The sequence below is a fragment of the Streptomyces monomycini genome (genome assembly GCF_022271435.1).
Taxonomy (GTDB): Bacteria; Actinomycetota; Actinomycetes; order Streptomycetales; family Streptomycetaceae; genus Streptomyces; species Streptomyces monomycini.
Genome location: NZ_JAFIQY010000004.1, coordinates 373129 through 387808 on the forward strand (window position 1 = coordinate 373129; position 14680 = coordinate 387808).

A 14680-nucleotide genomic window follows, 5' to 3' on the forward strand; every position below is an offset into this window, starting at 1 on the left:
CGCGGCGCGGGCCTCCGGCACCTGAACAGCTCACGCCACTCCCCCGGAGTAGCTCGCGCCGGAGCGTGCGCCCGTCAGAGCCCGTCAGAGGGTGCCGGGGGAGCATACGGCGAGGTGTTTCAGTATGCCGGTGACCCGGTCGCGGGACTCGTCGGCGACGTCCATCGCCTCCACGCAGGTCCAGTACATCCCCTCCTCGTCCGCCGCGCAGACCACGCTTACCAACGCCTCACACACCTCGCCGAGCAGCCAGTTCAGCCCCTTCAAGGCCGCCAGGGTGTCCCGTACCTCGGAGAGCTGGGCCGCCCTTGGTCCACCGATCCTCGGCGCGGGGATCAGCAGTACCGCGCTCGTCCTCCCTCCCGCATCGCCCAACCCCCGCGCCCGGGACCGCACTTCGTGCGGCCCGGATATCGCGAGATGACTGCCCACCGCCTCGGCCAGAGCCTGTGCCTGCCACGCCTCGACGACGATCTCCTGGACCGTCTGTGCCTGCGCCAGACCGCGCCGACTGGCCGCGATGATGCGCACCGCGTCCATCCGCGACCCCCTCCCTCAGACCACTGTCAGCTTCGCCGCACCTACCTGCCACTACCCAGCGTGAACTTGAAAGGCCGAAAAGGCCAGAGGAATTCGCAAATCTGTGGACAACCAAGACGATGTGGAAAGATCCTTCACTCCATAGAGTGACGATTGGCTCGTTCGGCCCCCTTCACGGGAAATCGTGTCTCATTACGTTCGATCTTCGCGGCCAGCGCCTGCAGCACATCGATCCCCAGGGCGTCACAGAACTGCAGGAGGTACGCCAGCACGTCGGCGACCTCGTCCTCGACCCGCCCGGCGGCCGTCGCGTCGCTCATGACCCGCGCCGACTCCTCCGGTGTCAACCACTGAAAGATCTCGACGAGTTCGGCGGCCTCGACGCTGAGCGCCGCGGCCAGATTCTTGGGGGTGTGGTACTGCTTCCAGTCGCGGGCCGCCGCGAACTCGGCGAGCCGCTTCTGCAATGCATGGAGATCTTCACTCATGCCCCTAGGTGTAGCACCCGCACCCCGGGCAGCCCTTCGGCGGCCGACGCGTCCCGTACCGTACCGAGCAGCCGGACGTGCCCGCGCCCGACCATCCGTACGGCGAGTTCCAGCAGCGCCCGCGCCTGCCGGTCGTCGAGGCTGCGGTCCAGCCCGTCCGCCGTCAGCCCCAGCACCTGGCGGGCGGAGAGCACCTCGCCCGCCGGGTCCATGGCCAGCACCTCCGGGCCCGTCAGGAGCACCAGCGCGAGCGCGACGTAACGCAGCTCACCGTCCCCGAGCTGCTCCAGCGGCGTCGCGGGCAGCCCGTCGCGCTCGACCAGCGCCCGTATGCCGACCGTGCCGCCGCGCTCCACCGGTTCGGCCCGCAGACCGGCGACCGGCCCGACACAGCCGGCGCGCACCGCCTCGACCAGCACCGCGTGCCGCCGCGCGCACTCCCGGCTCGTCCGTCCCAGTACGGCGGGAAGGTTGTCACAGGCGGTACGCAGCCGCCCGTCCCCGGCGGACCATCCCCAGCTTCCGCCGAACATGCCGCCGTCGTCCGCCGCCGCCTCACCGCCGCCGGAGCCGACCACGAAGCCTTCCGACGGGTCGGCCTCCGTACGCGCGTCGGCGCAGGCGGCGGCGCGAGAAGCAGCCCGGGAGGCACTACTGGAACCAGTGACGCCATAGGGCCCGGTGGTGCCATGGGATCCGGTGGCGCTACGGGGGCCGGTGGTGCCGCTCGGGTCGGTGGAACTGCCGGGCCCGCCCGGCCCGGGCCCCGGTTCAGTCCCCGATCCAGCCCCCGATCCGGTCCCGGGTCCACCGGACTCGACCGGACCAGGGGTCACGCCACGCAGCCCAGAAGCGCCCCCAGCGTTTTCCCGCCCTCCGCGGCCGGCGCCCCGTGCCCCGGCCGCGCGGGCTCCGGGCACGGCGCCGACCGCGCTCCCGTTCCCGAGTCCGCCCCCGGAGCTGCACCTGGTCGCGCCCCTCGGGCCCGGGCCGCTCGCCTCCGTACTCGCCGCTGCACCCGCGCCGCACCCGCCCGCAGGGCCTGCCCCGCGCATCACCTCCGGCCGCGGATCGCACGCGAACACCGACCGCAGCGCCACCACCACCTGCTCCGCCGCCGCGAGCACGAGCCGCTGCCCCGCCGTCTTGCCCGCAACCCGTAAGGGCAGCAGCGCTGTACCCAGGCGGTCGTCGGGCAGCGGCGCGCGCGTCACGGGTGTCGCTCCGGCCGTGTACCAGGCAGCCTGGACCGCGCGCCGGGCAGGGTCCGTCAGGGCCGTCGACAGAAGGGTCTCGCCACCGCCCGTCAGGCGCTCGCCGACGATGCGCAGTTCCGGCTCGGCCTGTACGGCGACATCGAGCCGGACCGGGCCGACCGGGCCGTCGACCGTGCAGCCGATGCGGAACCCGCGTCTGCCCTGCCCGTCGGGTCGCGCCCAGGCCGGTACGCACCCGGCCGCGCCACCCGGCGCCGCCGCCACGGCCCGTGCGAGCCGGGCCCCGCTGCCGAGCCGCGCGAGGATCTCGTACGCCTGCAGCACGCTGGACTTCCCGCTGCCGCTCGCGCCGGTCAGGAGGGTCAACGGGCCCAGCGGGAAGGTCGCGCCGCGGTGCGTCTTGAAGGCGGACAGACGTAATTCGGTGACCGCCGGGCGCACACTTTCTGTGTCCATACGAGGACGCTAGGCAACCGGCGAAAGCAAAACCGTTACGGCTGCAACGCCTTCCTACGATCGGGGTACGAGACCCGCCGGCGGCTCGGCGACCTCGGTGCCGACGGGCGTGAGCAGGAAGACGTTGGTGTCGACCCGGTGCATCCCGCTGGCGAGTCCGAAGACGACGCCGCTGGAGAAGTCCAGGATGCGTTTGGCCACGTCGGCGTCGGCGCTGCTGAGGTCGAGCAGGACGGGGATCTGCGCCATCAGGTACTCGGCGACCTCGCGCGCGTCGGCGAAGGTCTGGACCCGGATGACGACGAACCGCCGCATCTCCTCGCCCGGTTCCTCGTCGGGCAGGGCACGGTGATCGGGCCACGAGGGCCATTCACTGCCGCTGCGAAGGGGAACGACCTCGGCGAGCCCTTCCCACTGTTCGTCGGTGGCGTCGGGCCCGTTCACCGAATCACCTCTCCCGGAGGGGCTGGACAACTTCGCTATCTGCATCGCGCAATTGTAGGGATAAACACTTATACGACTTCGGGTGCGACACACGGATGGCGTCACACGGCTCCTCCATCCTGCACCATGGCCACTGATCAGCGCCGACACCCCGGGCATATATCCTGCGACGAGATCCCTTGTTCCTGTTCACTCCTCCGTCACGTAGGTCGGTTCCGTCATGAGCGTCGATCCTCCCGGCCGCGGGCTGCGCGGCCTGCGCGGGCTCCGCAAGCCGGCGAAGAAGCGGCCGGCCGCCGCGGCGGCATCCGCCGGCCGCACGGACGAGCCGTCGGCGCCGGACACCGGTGCCCGGTCCGCCGGCAGTGTCATCAATGCCACTCTTTACCGCGACGGACATCGCCTCAGTACCCACGAAACCCTCGCCGACACCTTCCGGCACCTGCGCACCACCGCCGGGTCCATGGCCTGGATCGGCCTGCACCGGCCGTCGTCCTCCGAATTGGTCACCCTGGCATCGGAATTCGACCTTCACCCGCTGGCCGTGGAGGACGCGCTGGAGGCCCATCAGCGGCCGAAACTGGAGCGTTACGGCGAGACCCTCTTCGTCGTCCTGCGGGCCGCGCGCTACCTGGACGATCCCGAGGAGGTCGACTTCGGCGAACTGCACGTCTTCGTCGGCCCCGATTTCGTGATCACCGTCCGGCACGGCGGCGCCCCCGACCTGCCCGCCGTACGCCGCCGCATGGAAGCCGCCCCGGAACTGCTCGACCGCGGCCCCGAGGCGGTCCTGTACGCGATCCTCGACGCCGTCGTGGACGATTACGCTCCGGTGGTCGCCGGTGTCCAGAACGACATCGACGAGATCGAGACCGAGGTCTTCGGCGGCGACCCGCGCGTTTCCCGCCGTATCTACGAACTGTCCCGCGAGGTCGTGGAATTCCAGCGCGCGACGCGCCCTTTGAACAGCATGCTGGAAAGCCTGACCGCGGGCTTCGAGAAATACGGCATCGACGAGGAACTCCGCCGTTACCTGCGCGACGTCGCCGACCACGCCACCCACACCACCGAACGCGTCGACGGCTTCCGCCAGGCCCTCCAGGACATCCTCACCGTCAACGCCACCCTCGTGAACCAGCAGCAGAACGCCGAGATGCGCGCTCTCGCGGAGGCCGGCTTCGAGCAGAACGAGGAGATCAAGAAAATCTCCTCGTGGGCGGCCATCCTCTTCGCCCCCACCCTGGTCGGCACCATCTACGGCATGAACTTCGATCACATGCCGGAGTTGCACTGGGTGCTCGGCTACCCCTTCGCCATCGTCCTAATGGCGGTCGTATGTACTGGTTTGTACGTCATCTTCAAGCGCCGGGATTGGCTCTGAGTAATCGGCGTCAGCGCAAGCACGCTGCGGGGGTAACGCCGCGGGGAGCATGTGCAGCGCGCCTCCTTCAGCCCGCTGGGGAGAATCTGGGGAGAATGAGCTCAGCCGCCCTCTGGCCGGTATAGCTATAGGCCGCTACCCGCTCCGGCCCTGCCAGGCCGACGACGAGCGTTCTGCATCACTGAGAGTGACGGTTGGACCGGAGAGGCAGCCGGGTGAGGGACAGTTGCTGCGAAAGTTGCAACCACCCTCGTCAGAGTCCTCCGCTGCGTAGCCGCCCAAGAAACAGCACCGCGTTGCCCACCGTGAGGTCGGGCCGCCGCCCCGTCCGGTCGATCATTGGCCTACAGCCACGGCGAGATCTTCCGCCACTACACACCAGGCAGTTCATGTCGATTACAGCTCTACAACGGGCGCTGGCCGTAGTGCAGATCGATGTGGTCATGCTGAAGTCGGTCGTCATCGACATGCAGTACGGCAACCCGACGATCGAGGAGTCCGCGCCGGAGAAGTTCCTTGTCGCAACGAAGTTGGTCGACCAGCTCGTGTTGACCTGCGCGGACTGAATTGAGTGAGACGCGAATGGGTCGGCAATTTGCCTGTGTGCGAGGTCGCTGTCCTTGACGCTGAGGTTTGGCGGCTTAGGCACTCGCCGCGTGACCAGCCGCCGCGCCGGTAAGATGCGGGCGATCACGTTCGCGGCAACGGCTCGTGTGTGCTCCAGGCCGGGGCGTGTAGGTTCGAATAAAGGGAGCACTGTGACTCTGGCAGAGCGGCCTTCGCTGGCGTGGGATGTCGCCGACCTGGTGGCTCAGCAATTGCTGGTCGTGCCGAATCCCCTGGCCGCCTGGAACAGCGACACGTTCTGGGTCTCCGTGTGGGACTCGGCCCCTGGACAGGTCCTTGTCTCCCTGCACGTTCCGTGTGAGAGCGCCGATCCGTTCATCCAGTTGAAGATCGGGTTTGCGGTGACAGAGGAAAGCCCGAAGCTCCAGGCCGAACGTATCGTCGCCGCTGTCCGGCGCCCGCACCCCCTGTACGGCGCGGTGGTCTGTGCGGGCTATCGAGAGTGCGCCGAAGCCTTCGGGTATATCTGGCCATCGTCGCTGGAAGAGTGAGTCACGAGCCACCGGTCAACTTCGGTGGCCAAGGACAGTCGCCCAGGAACTTCAGTTGCCGTGGGCGGGTTCTGCTGCTTCGAGTTGATACCAGCCCTGGGAGACCATCCAGGACTGGCAGTCCGGGTAGATCCTCGCGAGGCCGTCCGGCTGCTCTCGGATCATGGCGAAGGAGTCGGTGGAGCGTGATCGCCACTGCGGCGTCGGCCTGCTTGGTGAGCGGGTGAGTCCAATCCCCTGGAGCGAGGTGGCGGACGAGAGGGTGTCCCGTCACGCCGAAGGTTGAGCGTTCTCACCGAACTTTGACTGCCTCGGCCGGGTCTGTCCGCTCTCGGCACGTGACTGAACCAGCCGCATGACCGTCCGGTCACGCGGCTGATGAGGTGGGCTTCCAAACTGCCCTGAAGGAGCTCTCCGGCACATACCGGTCTCGGGTTCTACCGCGTCGGTCAGACCTGAAGGATCAGCGCTTCCACTTGTTCGAGCGTCGTCAGGCTGGCCTGGGCCGCGGCCCGGGCCTTCGTCAGCTTCTCCATCCACTCGATCCGCTGCTCGGCCGGGAGTGCGTCCTCTCCGAGCTGGACTCGCAGGCGGTGCGCCTCTTCGAAATCCGTCATCAGGGTATGGGCGGAGTCCACGGCCTGCTGGTAGCCGCTCTCGACGAGTTCCACACGAGCTGGCAGCTCCCGGCGCAGCGTGGCCAGCTGATCGCGCGGGTCGGCTGGCGGACCGCCGTTCGCGGTGGCAGTGGGATCCGTGCTGGTCGTGGCCGTGGGGGACGTGGTGGTGCTTCCGGAGCTGCCTGGGGCTGGGCGGCCGAGCTCCACCGGGAACGTCTCGTCGAACCAAGCCTTGTCCGCGACGTAGTGGGTGGGCCGGCCCTCGGCGTCGGGAGCGATCACCATCCCCGCGGTGATCGGCGTCCGGCCTTCCACCCAGTGCCGCTCCCCGTAGCAGACTAGAGGCTCACCGCCTTCCGCCTTGGGCGGCTGCGTCGCGTCCGGGTGCCCCAGCACGGCCTTCGCGAACGCGAGGAGGAGTGCCCTGCTGATGTTCGGAGCGCTGGTTGCCGTGTACGCCAGAGTGAGGGAGGCGAGGGCGCTCTTAGGGGTGCGCCGCACGCCCTTCCGTCCGTCACTCGCCTCGCTGCCCTGTCCAGCGGTGATGAACGGCTGCGGAGCGTGGATCAGCGCCGGCGCCATGCGCTGGACGAGGGCTGACCAAGCGGTCGCGTCGCCGGCCTCTGCCCCGAGGAGGAGCACCTTGAGCGACCGCGGGTCCTGCCCGGCGCCCTTGGCAGCCTCCGGGACGCCGAAGAAGCCGAGGGCGGAGAGGATGTTGCCCCGGTGCAGGAACAGCTGCGCGATGGCGGCGGACCACAGACGGGTACGTGCCTCTGCTGTCTTCGCCTTGGTCTGGCTCCACGCCGGCTCCTGCAGCGTGCCCCTGACAATCGGCCATAAGCGCCCTGTGTCGCGGACGGTGCGTACGGCCGACCGCTTCGGAGCCTCGGGCGGGATCTCAGGAAACACGAGTGCGGTGATGGCACGCACCGCGATGTCGCGGAGCACGGTGGGGGAGACGTCGTCGCCTACGGGCACGAGCGGCACAAGCGGGTCGAGCGGCCCGTTAGCGGTCAACGCGTCGCGCACCCCTACCAGGTCGAGGAGGTCTGCGCCGCGCGCGTCGGGGAATGCCTCGGCGAGCGCGTCCGCGAGGAGCGTTTCCCTGGCGTATGCGTCGACGAGCGTCGCGAACAGGGCGATCAGGCGCGCATCCTCGTCGTAGGGCTGGATCCCGCGCAGGTGGTCGTTGACGTTTAGCGTCCGCAGGACATGTTCCAGAGCCGCCGGCTTGGTGCAGCCAATCACGATCTCCGCGGAGACCGTGGCGATCTTCTGGGCCCGGACTGCTGGATCGGTCGCCTCCGGCTCTGGCTTGGCGGCGGTCTCGTTGAGCCGGTCGGAGAGTCGGTTCAGGACCTCTCGCTGACCCAGCAGCAGAAGCTCGGGGTCGGCCTTCTTGCCCTTCGGCGTGGGCAGGAGGGACTGGGGCATCCCCGTGACCAGGTGTTCCGGACGCACACGGAAGATGTTGAGACGGGCCAGTGCCCGGTTGTTCCCGGTCACGGCGGCCAGCCGCCAAAGCTTCGACACCGTGCCGTCGGGGCGAGCGATCTGCCACTGCTGCAGGACGTTCATGCCCTTGGAGAGCTGACCCGCGTCTACGAGGGACTCGGGCAGGTCGTAGCCGCGGGTCTTGCCGGCGCGCTCCAGGTTCTCGGCGGCGTACCGCTGCATGTGGACGGCCACCGCGTACGGCTGCTCGGCGAGAGTAAGCGCCGCCTTCGGTTCCCCGTCCTCCTCCGCGGCCCGGACCACAGGACGCGGCCGCCGGCCGCCGAGGGCGATGAGGAGGGCCTGGCGCTCGCCTTCGAGTTCCGTTACGCGGCGCTCGGCGTCCTCGTGCTTCTGCGTGACCGCCGCCAGAGCCTGCGCGGCGTACGTATCGTCGCCGGCCGCGCGGCGGTAGCTCTCCCGCTCCTTCTCAGCAGTCTTCTCGGCCTTCCTGGCCTCGTGCAGCGCCAGCTCGGCGGCGATGAGGTCCTTGACGCGCTGACTGGCCTCGGCGACGGGCGGCGACCAGCAGTTGACGGTGCGGTCGTTGAGGTCCCACGGGACCACGGCAGCGCCATGGACGTCACACATCAGCAGGAGTACCTGCTCATCGCCAGCCTGCACGAGACGGTAGGCCGAGGGCTTGAGCACCTTCTTGCCGCTCCGGCTGGCAATCAGGCCCCTGATCTCGGTGTCCGGAAGAGCAGTGGCCAGCCCCTCGGTGATCGCCTGCCGGGGAGGGGGCACGACCCCGTGTTCCGCACAGGTGTTCTCGATGGCGTCCGCGAGGTTCCGGCCCCAGACGTCGGTGCCGATACGCGGAAAAATGCCGTCGCGTCGTTTCGCGACCATGATGTCGTCCTTCCACCCGGGCGTGCCGGGCGAACACAAAAGCTCCCGTCTCTCGGGAGCGCGTCACGCGCCCGAGCGCCGAAGCCTCGTGCCGACGAGGAACGGGCCAATACCCTGCAGAAGAGTGTGCGGCGGTCCTCGCCCCGTACGGCTCACCTGCCAACGCCCGAAGAACGATCAGCCCCAACGACGCCTCGGTGGCGTCTGGACGTTTCGCAGCTGGCTCCTGCTCCGCCGACGGCGGCATGAGGCGGACGCCGGTGATGAGCCACCGACGTGCACCACGCAATCTGCCACCCGCGCCCGCGCAATGCCGACATAGTACGGCGGGGTTTCACTAGGTCAGGTGAACTAGCAACCAATCGCGCCACTCTCAGGCCGATTTGAGGTATTGCCCGATGACAACGGAGCCGTTTCAGATGGCATCTGCGGGCAGTCGCTGGTGAGCAACGCTGACCTGCGCGGTACCCCCTGGCTCAGTCGGCACGCAAGGCGGACAAAGACCTTCGTTGACACTAGACACCGACTACTCCCGCCTTCTCACCGACCCGAGCCGCCTCTGCGGGCCCGAGTCGCAGAGAGCATCGTCCTGCTTTACACCCAGCCGCTCAGCCGCGTCGTCCGCCTCACGCTGGACGACATCACCCGCGCCCAGCAGCAGCCCCTCCTCCGGCTCGGCGAGCCGCCGTCCCCCGTCCCCGAACCGCTCGTGGAACTCCTGTTCCGCTGGATCAACAGCCGGGACAATATGAACACCGCAACCAACCACGCCTGCCGGCGGCTGTTCCCCAGCCGCCGAGCCGGGCAAGCGCTCCACCCCGATGTCCTTGCGGCGCCCCTCAACGACATCGGCGTCCCCACAACCGCCAGCCGCAATGCCGCGATCCGGCAGCACGTCCTGTAGTTGCCCGCCCCGGTCGTCGCGGAGGTTCTTACTGAGCGTTTGGTCCTGTCTCATCGCATCTTGTTCGGGTTCGGCCGGTCCGCCGACTCGGGGTGAAAGAGGCCGGTGGACCGGCCGGTGCGGGTGCTGCGACAGAGGACTGTTTCATCCCGGCACCTCCCGTCTCCTCCCACGAGGGGGCGGTTCGCGGCCCTTCGCCCCTCGCCAAGAAGGCCGCCGCGCGGTACATCCAAGACATGACCCCGCGCGACCAGTACCCCAGCGACCTGTCCGACGACCGCTGGGCGCTGATCGATCCCGTGCTCACCGCCTGGCAGGCCCGGCGCCGCCAAGGCGCCCTGGGCTTCGGCCGCCCGCCCGAACACGACCTGCGCCGCCTCATGGACGCCATCCTCTACGTCGACCGCACCGGCATCCCCTGGCGCTACCTGCCCCACGACTTCCCGCCCCACCAGACCGTCTACGGCTACTTCGCCAAGTGGCAGCGCGACGGCGTCTTCACCCAGCTCACCGGCCTGCTGCGGCGCCTGGTCCGCGAGGCCGAAGGCCGCAACGGCGAACCCTCCGCCTGCGTCCTGGGGCTCCAGCCAAGGTGAGCTCAAAAGCCGCCATCAGTGGATCTTGAACGGGGATCGTCCCTGATCAGGTGGACTTTTGAGGCAATCTTCGAGTACGCCACGCGGCTGCTGGCCAACCCGCTGGCCTCGCCCGAAGACATCGAGGACCTGGACGGCTGGACCCTGCACCGGCTGCGGCACTCCGCGCTCAAGCACGACGCCGTGGGCGGTACCTCCACCCCGATGCTGCTCGCGCGTTCCCGGCACGCCTCCGTCCGCTCCCTGGAGCGGTACGCCCGCCCCGGCGTCGACACCGTTGCCCGGCGCGTCGCCGAGCGCGACTCCGCTGCCCGGCGTCGGGGCTGACCCCAGCGATTTCTCACCAATGTGAGAGTAAGGGGTGCGACGTCGGGAGGTTCTTGGTACACAGTGGTTGGCCACGCAGCGATGGGCAGTCCCTTTCCCTGGGCGGCGTCAGATGTGTCGACACGACTGCGGGGTATCCGTGTCCGAGATCGAGATCCTTTTAAGTCAGGCCGTCCCGGCGGTCAGCGCGGCTGTCGGCGCCTACGGCGCCGCGGTGCTGACCCGGGCCGAGGACGAGGTCGCCGGCGCCACCGTGCGCCTCGGGCAGCGCCTGCTCGAACGGCTGCGCCGGAACAACCCTGATCGCCCGGCACTGGATGCGGCGGTGACGGATCTGGCGGAGGCGGACGACGACCCGGACGCCGTGGCCGCCCTGCGCCTGCAGATCCGGCAGGCCCTGCGGGACTCCCCCCAGCTGTGCACGGAGCTGGCGGCCCTGCTGCCCGTGCCGAGGGCGTCGACGAGCGGTGAGCGCACGGTGGCCGTGGTCGGGGACATGACGGGGATCGTGTCCAACGGGGACGGCGCGACGAACATCTTGCGTCGATGAGTACCTCCGATACTCCGCCGGAGGACCGGGCCGGGAGGCCGGCTTTGATGGGCGCAGCCGCTACCGTCCCGAGGGCCCGCAACGTCATGATCGACGCCAACTACGGCATCGTCAGCCAGGGTGACTACGCCATCAACCTGGTGTTCCAGGAGGGCGGCTACGCCCAAATCCCCAGCCTCGCGGAGCTCCCCCTGCGTCAGCCCGAGGTGCTGGCCGCGCCCGCCGACGTCAAACTGTTCGGCCGCCAGGCACTCGTGGACACCGTCGTCTCCCAGCTGACCGAGGGCACGAGCATCCAACTGTACGGGGACGAAGGCGTCGGCAAGAGCGCGATCGCGGACGCCGTACACCAGCGCCTGCGCGCCAGCGGGACGCGGGGCCATGTGCTGCGCCCTCGAACCGGGGAGACCGGGACCTTGGCGACCCTGTACGAGCGGTTGGCCACGGTCTTCTTCGGTCACCGCTTTCTGCGCGAGGTCGACGAGACCGAACTGCGCCAGGCCGTCGCCGCCGTGCATGACGTGCACATCACCGTCGTCGACAGCACCCTGAACGAGGCCGACCTGCGCCGGCTGCTGCAGACCTTCTCCGGTTGTACCTTCCTGTTCACGTCCCCGTACCGCACCCTGCCCGACGCCGCGGCCGCCCACCACGTGCAGCCGCTGTCCCGCGCCGCGGCAATCGAGCTGCTCAACTCCGAACTGGGCCTGGAGCTGGGCCCGGAGGGCCTACAGAACCTCCAGTTCGACCTCGCCTACCACATGTCGGAGGGACGGCCGCAGCGGCTGCTGCTGTACGCGCGCTTCATCAAGGCTTCGGACGACTGGCGCGACCACGCTGACAAGGGACCGCACGACCAGCCACCCGCCTTCGACCCGGCCCAGCTGAGCCCCCGGCACCAGGCGGCGGCGCTGGCGGTAGCCCTCAGTGAACCGGCCCGACGGGTCCTGGTGGCACTGGCCACGTTCGGGACGCCGCTTGCCCCCGCATGGTTCGCACCGGTTACCGGGCTCCCCGACGACGCGGGCAGCGCGCAGGAGCTGCTCGACCGGAGGCTGGTCGTCCACACGGGGGATGGCTACGCGATCACCAGGGACGCGGCGGCCGCGGTGCGGGATCTGGCCTGGCAACCCGCGTCGGCCGTCACGGCCGTCGAGGGGCTGCACGCCGCGCTTGCGCGGCGTGAGGCCGTCGCCACCTGGCCGGACCCGCATCTCCTGCTGACCGTCGCGCAGGGGCTGAACGCCGGCCAGCAGTGGTCGCTGACCTCGCGCTTCGTCCGCGTCGCGGTTTCCGCAGCGCTCACCGCGGGCTCTGGATCGGTCGCTTTGGAGCTCTACGGCCTGGGCCGGATCGCCGCCCTGCGCGGCGGTCTCAGCAAGGACCACGCCTACTACGTCCACACCGAGGAGCAGACCCGGCACCTCCTGCAGGGTGACAAGGCGGCCGTGGCCGCTGCCCTGCTCATCCTGTCGCCACCGTTGACCGCATCGGCCACGGCTGCCGGCGGCAAGGCCAGCGGCTTCTTCGGGAAACTCGCCACGACCGTCACCACCAAGGTTGGCATCACCGCCGCGGCCGTCACGGTGGCCGGGGCGGCCGCCGTGACCGTCGTGGTGGCCACCACGGGCGACGGCAAGCCCGCGGGCTGCTCCGAGGCGCTCGCCGCGAACGAGGCATTGCGCGTGCGGGACGTGCGGACGCCTCAGGACCTAGCGGCCGGCTACCGGCAACTGGCCGGCGGCATGACCACCGCCGCCGGGAAGGCGGACGACCCGGCCGTGCAGTCCGTGTTCCGGCAACAGGCCGTTACCTTCAACGGGAAGGCCGACACCAAGGAGGCGGAGACCCCTGAAGCCAACGTGCATCCCGATGTGACGGCTGCCCTGCTGAGCTCCGAGAAACTGCGGGGCGGGATCGAGAACCTCCGGGCCCTGAGTCCGATCTGCCCGCTGGACTGAGCTTGACTCAGTCGGGGATCTTGGAGTTTCCCAGTGCGGCAGCATGATCAAAGGGCGTGCTGGGGTGGTCGCCTCGGCCTGCCTGGACCCAGGCGCCGGGGCGGGGGCCGCCAGGCGCTTCAAGCGGCGGGACCCGTTCCTCCTCCAGGGTGCTGAAGTCGACGTCGAGACGGGTGTCGTAGTCCTCCGGGGTGATCCCGATCTCATGGGTCGAGTAGACCCCGAAACGGTTGATGTGCCCGGTCAGGTACGGCGAGTTCTCGGCCAGGCCCAGAGGGTCGATCTCCCAGCCCTCGGCTTGGAGCTGCCGCACCACGTCGGCGATGTCCAGGGTGTTGTGGAAGATCACCAGGTTGGCCAGCAGCGAAGTGAACTTCACGTCCTTCTCCTGCTCGACGGGATCGTTGTGCGCGACCGTGCCGCGCTGCCCGAACCGCACCCAGTCGCTGAAGCCGTTGAACGCCTCGACCTTGTTGGTCGCGGCCGTCACCCGGCCGCGCAGCGGCGCGTCCGTGAGGTAGCGCAGCAGCTGGACGGTGCGGATCACCCGCCCGAACTCCCGGAAAGCGGTGTAGGTCGCGTTCTTGTGGGAGCCCGAGCGTAGCCGCTTGAGCAGCAGCGTCGAGGAGATGGTGCCCTCGCGGACTGAGATCGTGACCGGCATCAGGTCCTTGAAGTGCGTTTCGATCAGCTCCCAGTTGATCACGTTCCTTCCCGGCTCGCCGAACAGAGCGTCGATGTGCTCGTAGACGGCCGAGCGGGACGGGCGGAAGAACAGGCAGTCCTTCCAGTTGCGGATCCTGGGCATGAGATCGATGCCCAGCAGGTGCGCGAGCGCGAACACCGGGTAGCTCTGGCCCTGCGTGTCGGCGTGGATCGTGCCCGGCTGCACCTCGGAAGCGTTCTTCAGCAGGCCCTCGATGATGTAGACCGCCTCCCACACTCCGCACGGCACGAAGTGCGTGAACAGCGCGATGTACAGGTCCGAGATGTGGTGGTATGCGATGCCGCCCACCGCCGAAGCGCGCGGGTCCGCAGATTCCTGGACGTGAACGGGGCGGAACCCGCGTGTGGTTGCAGCCTAGCGGTCACGAGTGTGGCGGGTTCCCGCATTCGCATACACACGTGTCCGCCGCTGGGTAGCGTTTTTGCTCGTGCAGCTGAGTGTTGTAGTCCCTCTGGTGGTTACGGTGTTCGTGGCGGCTACCGGCTACGCGGCCACCTACCTGACGAATCTGCGTCTGGCGCGCCGCAAGGATCATCTGGATCGGGTCAACCGCCAGCTCAGCGAGCTCTACGGTCCGCTCTATGCACAGGCGGAGGCCGTGGACCGGGCCTGGCGCAAGTTCGTCGACGGGGGCGGGAACGTGTGGACTGCGTTGGCCCCCGTCACCACGGAGCAGGCCGCCACCTGGCGCTTGTGGATGTCAACGGTCTTCATGCCACTCAACCGGCGCATGGTCGAGACGGTCGTCTCCCACGCTGACCTGCTGTGCGAGGACACCATCCCAGAGCCCCTGAAGGAGCTGTGCGCGCATGTGGCCTGCTATGAGCCCATCATCGCCCGCTGGCAGGAAGACGGGTTCGACTCCGTCCAGGTCGACGATCATGTGTCTATCGCTGGCAATTTCCTGCGGAGGGAGTTGGACGACTACCTACGGAACTCTTTCGAGTCACTGAAGCTCGAACAGGCCCGGCTGCTTGCGCAGATGCAACGGCTGCGCTGAGA

At 68.9% G+C, this 14680-nt stretch carries 13 protein-coding genes and 2 pseudogenes; 8 read left to right on the forward strand and 7 right to left on the reverse strand.

What is annotated here, in order from left to right:
- Positions 1–84 precede the first annotated feature (84 nt).
- The 4 genes from JXZ78_RS07855 to JXZ78_RS07870 all read right to left on the reverse strand — a co-directional run bounded on the left by JXZ78_RS07855 (position 85) and on the right by JXZ78_RS07870 (position 3190).
- Entirely contained in the window at positions 85–540 is a 456-nt protein-coding gene (locus JXZ78_RS07855) for a DUF6099 family protein (protein ID WP_030021703.1), read from the reverse strand.
- Positions 541–674: 134 nt separating this feature from the next.
- A complete protein-coding gene (locus JXZ78_RS07860; protein ID WP_030021704.1) occupies positions 675–1028 on the reverse strand; it encodes a nucleotide pyrophosphohydrolase in 354 nt (117 codons plus the stop codon).
- Positions 1025–2701 (reverse strand): ATP-binding protein, encoded by a 1677-nt coding sequence (locus tag JXZ78_RS41240; protein WP_030021705.1) that lies wholly within the window; start codon positions 2699–2701, stop codon positions 1025–1027. Before JXZ78_RS41240 ends, JXZ78_RS07860 begins: the two co-directional genes overlap by 4 nt.
- 54 nt (positions 2702–2755) lie before the next feature.
- The gene (locus JXZ78_RS07870) at positions 2756–3190 is read right to left on the reverse strand and encodes a cell division protein SepF (RefSeq protein ID WP_167745447.1); all 435 of its coding nucleotides are present in this window, start codon (positions 3188–3190) and stop codon (positions 2756–2758) included.
- A gap of 175 nt (positions 3191–3365) precedes the next feature.
- Between JXZ78_RS07870 and JXZ78_RS07875 the strand changes: the two genes are divergently transcribed.
- The 3 genes from JXZ78_RS07875 to JXZ78_RS07880 all read left to right on the forward strand — a co-directional run bounded on the left by JXZ78_RS07875 (position 3366) and on the right by JXZ78_RS07880 (position 5644).
- On the forward strand, positions 3366–4526 hold the full coding sequence (locus tag JXZ78_RS07875) for a magnesium and cobalt transport protein CorA (RefSeq protein ID WP_030021707.1): 1161 nt from the start codon (positions 3366–3368) through the stop codon (positions 4524–4526).
- Between the two features lie 443 nt (positions 4527–4969).
- On the forward strand, positions 4970–5092 hold the full coding sequence (locus tag JXZ78_RS40150) for a hypothetical protein (protein ID WP_275127552.1): 123 nt from the start codon (positions 4970–4972) through the stop codon (positions 5090–5092).
- A gap of 192 nt (positions 5093–5284) precedes the next feature.
- Positions 5285–5644, forward strand: coding sequence for a hypothetical protein (locus JXZ78_RS07880; RefSeq protein ID WP_030021708.1), 360 nt, complete (start codon positions 5285–5287; stop codon positions 5642–5644).
- A gap of 449 nt (positions 5645–6093) precedes the next feature.
- On the opposite strand, the gene JXZ78_RS07885 is transcribed toward JXZ78_RS07880, so the two are convergent.
- Both JXZ78_RS07885 and JXZ78_RS07890 read right to left on the reverse strand, forming a co-directional pair.
- Entirely contained in the window at positions 6094–8613 is a 2520-nt protein-coding gene (locus tag JXZ78_RS07885; protein ID WP_050502685.1) for a hypothetical protein, read from the reverse strand.
- A 526-nt stretch (positions 8614–9139) separates the two neighbouring features.
- On the reverse strand, positions 9140–9571 hold the full coding sequence (locus tag JXZ78_RS07890; protein WP_030021710.1) for a hypothetical protein: 432 nt from the start codon (positions 9569–9571) through the stop codon (positions 9140–9142).
- Between the two features lie 182 nt (positions 9572–9753).
- On the opposite strand from JXZ78_RS07890, the pseudogene JXZ78_RS07895 reads away from it, so the two are divergent.
- From JXZ78_RS07895 to JXZ78_RS07910, 4 genes and pseudogenes are all read left to right on the forward strand, one after another.
- Positions 9754–10104: pseudogene (locus JXZ78_RS07895) on the forward strand (transposase); the annotation flags it as partial.
- A gap of 27 nt (positions 10105–10131) precedes the next feature.
- The gene (locus tag JXZ78_RS07900; RefSeq protein WP_238782742.1) at positions 10132–10440 is read left to right on the forward strand and encodes a hypothetical protein; all 309 of its coding nucleotides are present in this window, start codon (positions 10132–10134) and stop codon (positions 10438–10440) included.
- A 139-nt stretch (positions 10441–10579) separates the two neighbouring features.
- The gene (locus tag JXZ78_RS07905) at positions 10580–10990 is read left to right on the forward strand and encodes a hypothetical protein (protein WP_078624431.1); all 411 of its coding nucleotides are present in this window, start codon (positions 10580–10582) and stop codon (positions 10988–10990) included.
- Positions 10991–11037: 47 nt separating this feature from the next.
- Positions 11038–12951 (forward strand): ATP-binding protein, encoded by a 1914-nt coding sequence (locus tag JXZ78_RS07910; protein ID WP_157851647.1) that lies wholly within the window; start codon positions 11038–11040, stop codon positions 12949–12951.
- A 7-nt stretch (positions 12952–12958) separates the two neighbouring features.
- Here the strand turns inward: JXZ78_RS07910 and JXZ78_RS07915 are convergent.
- Positions 12959–13972 (reverse strand): annotated as a pseudogene (locus JXZ78_RS07915) (Tn3 family transposase); the annotation flags it as partial.
- A gap of 160 nt (positions 13973–14132) precedes the next feature.
- Between JXZ78_RS07915 and JXZ78_RS07920 the strand changes: the two are divergent.
- Positions 14133–14678 (forward strand): hypothetical protein, encoded by a 546-nt coding sequence (locus JXZ78_RS07920; RefSeq protein ID WP_050502687.1) that lies wholly within the window; start codon positions 14133–14135, stop codon positions 14676–14678.
- Positions 14679–14680 lie beyond the last annotated feature (2 nt).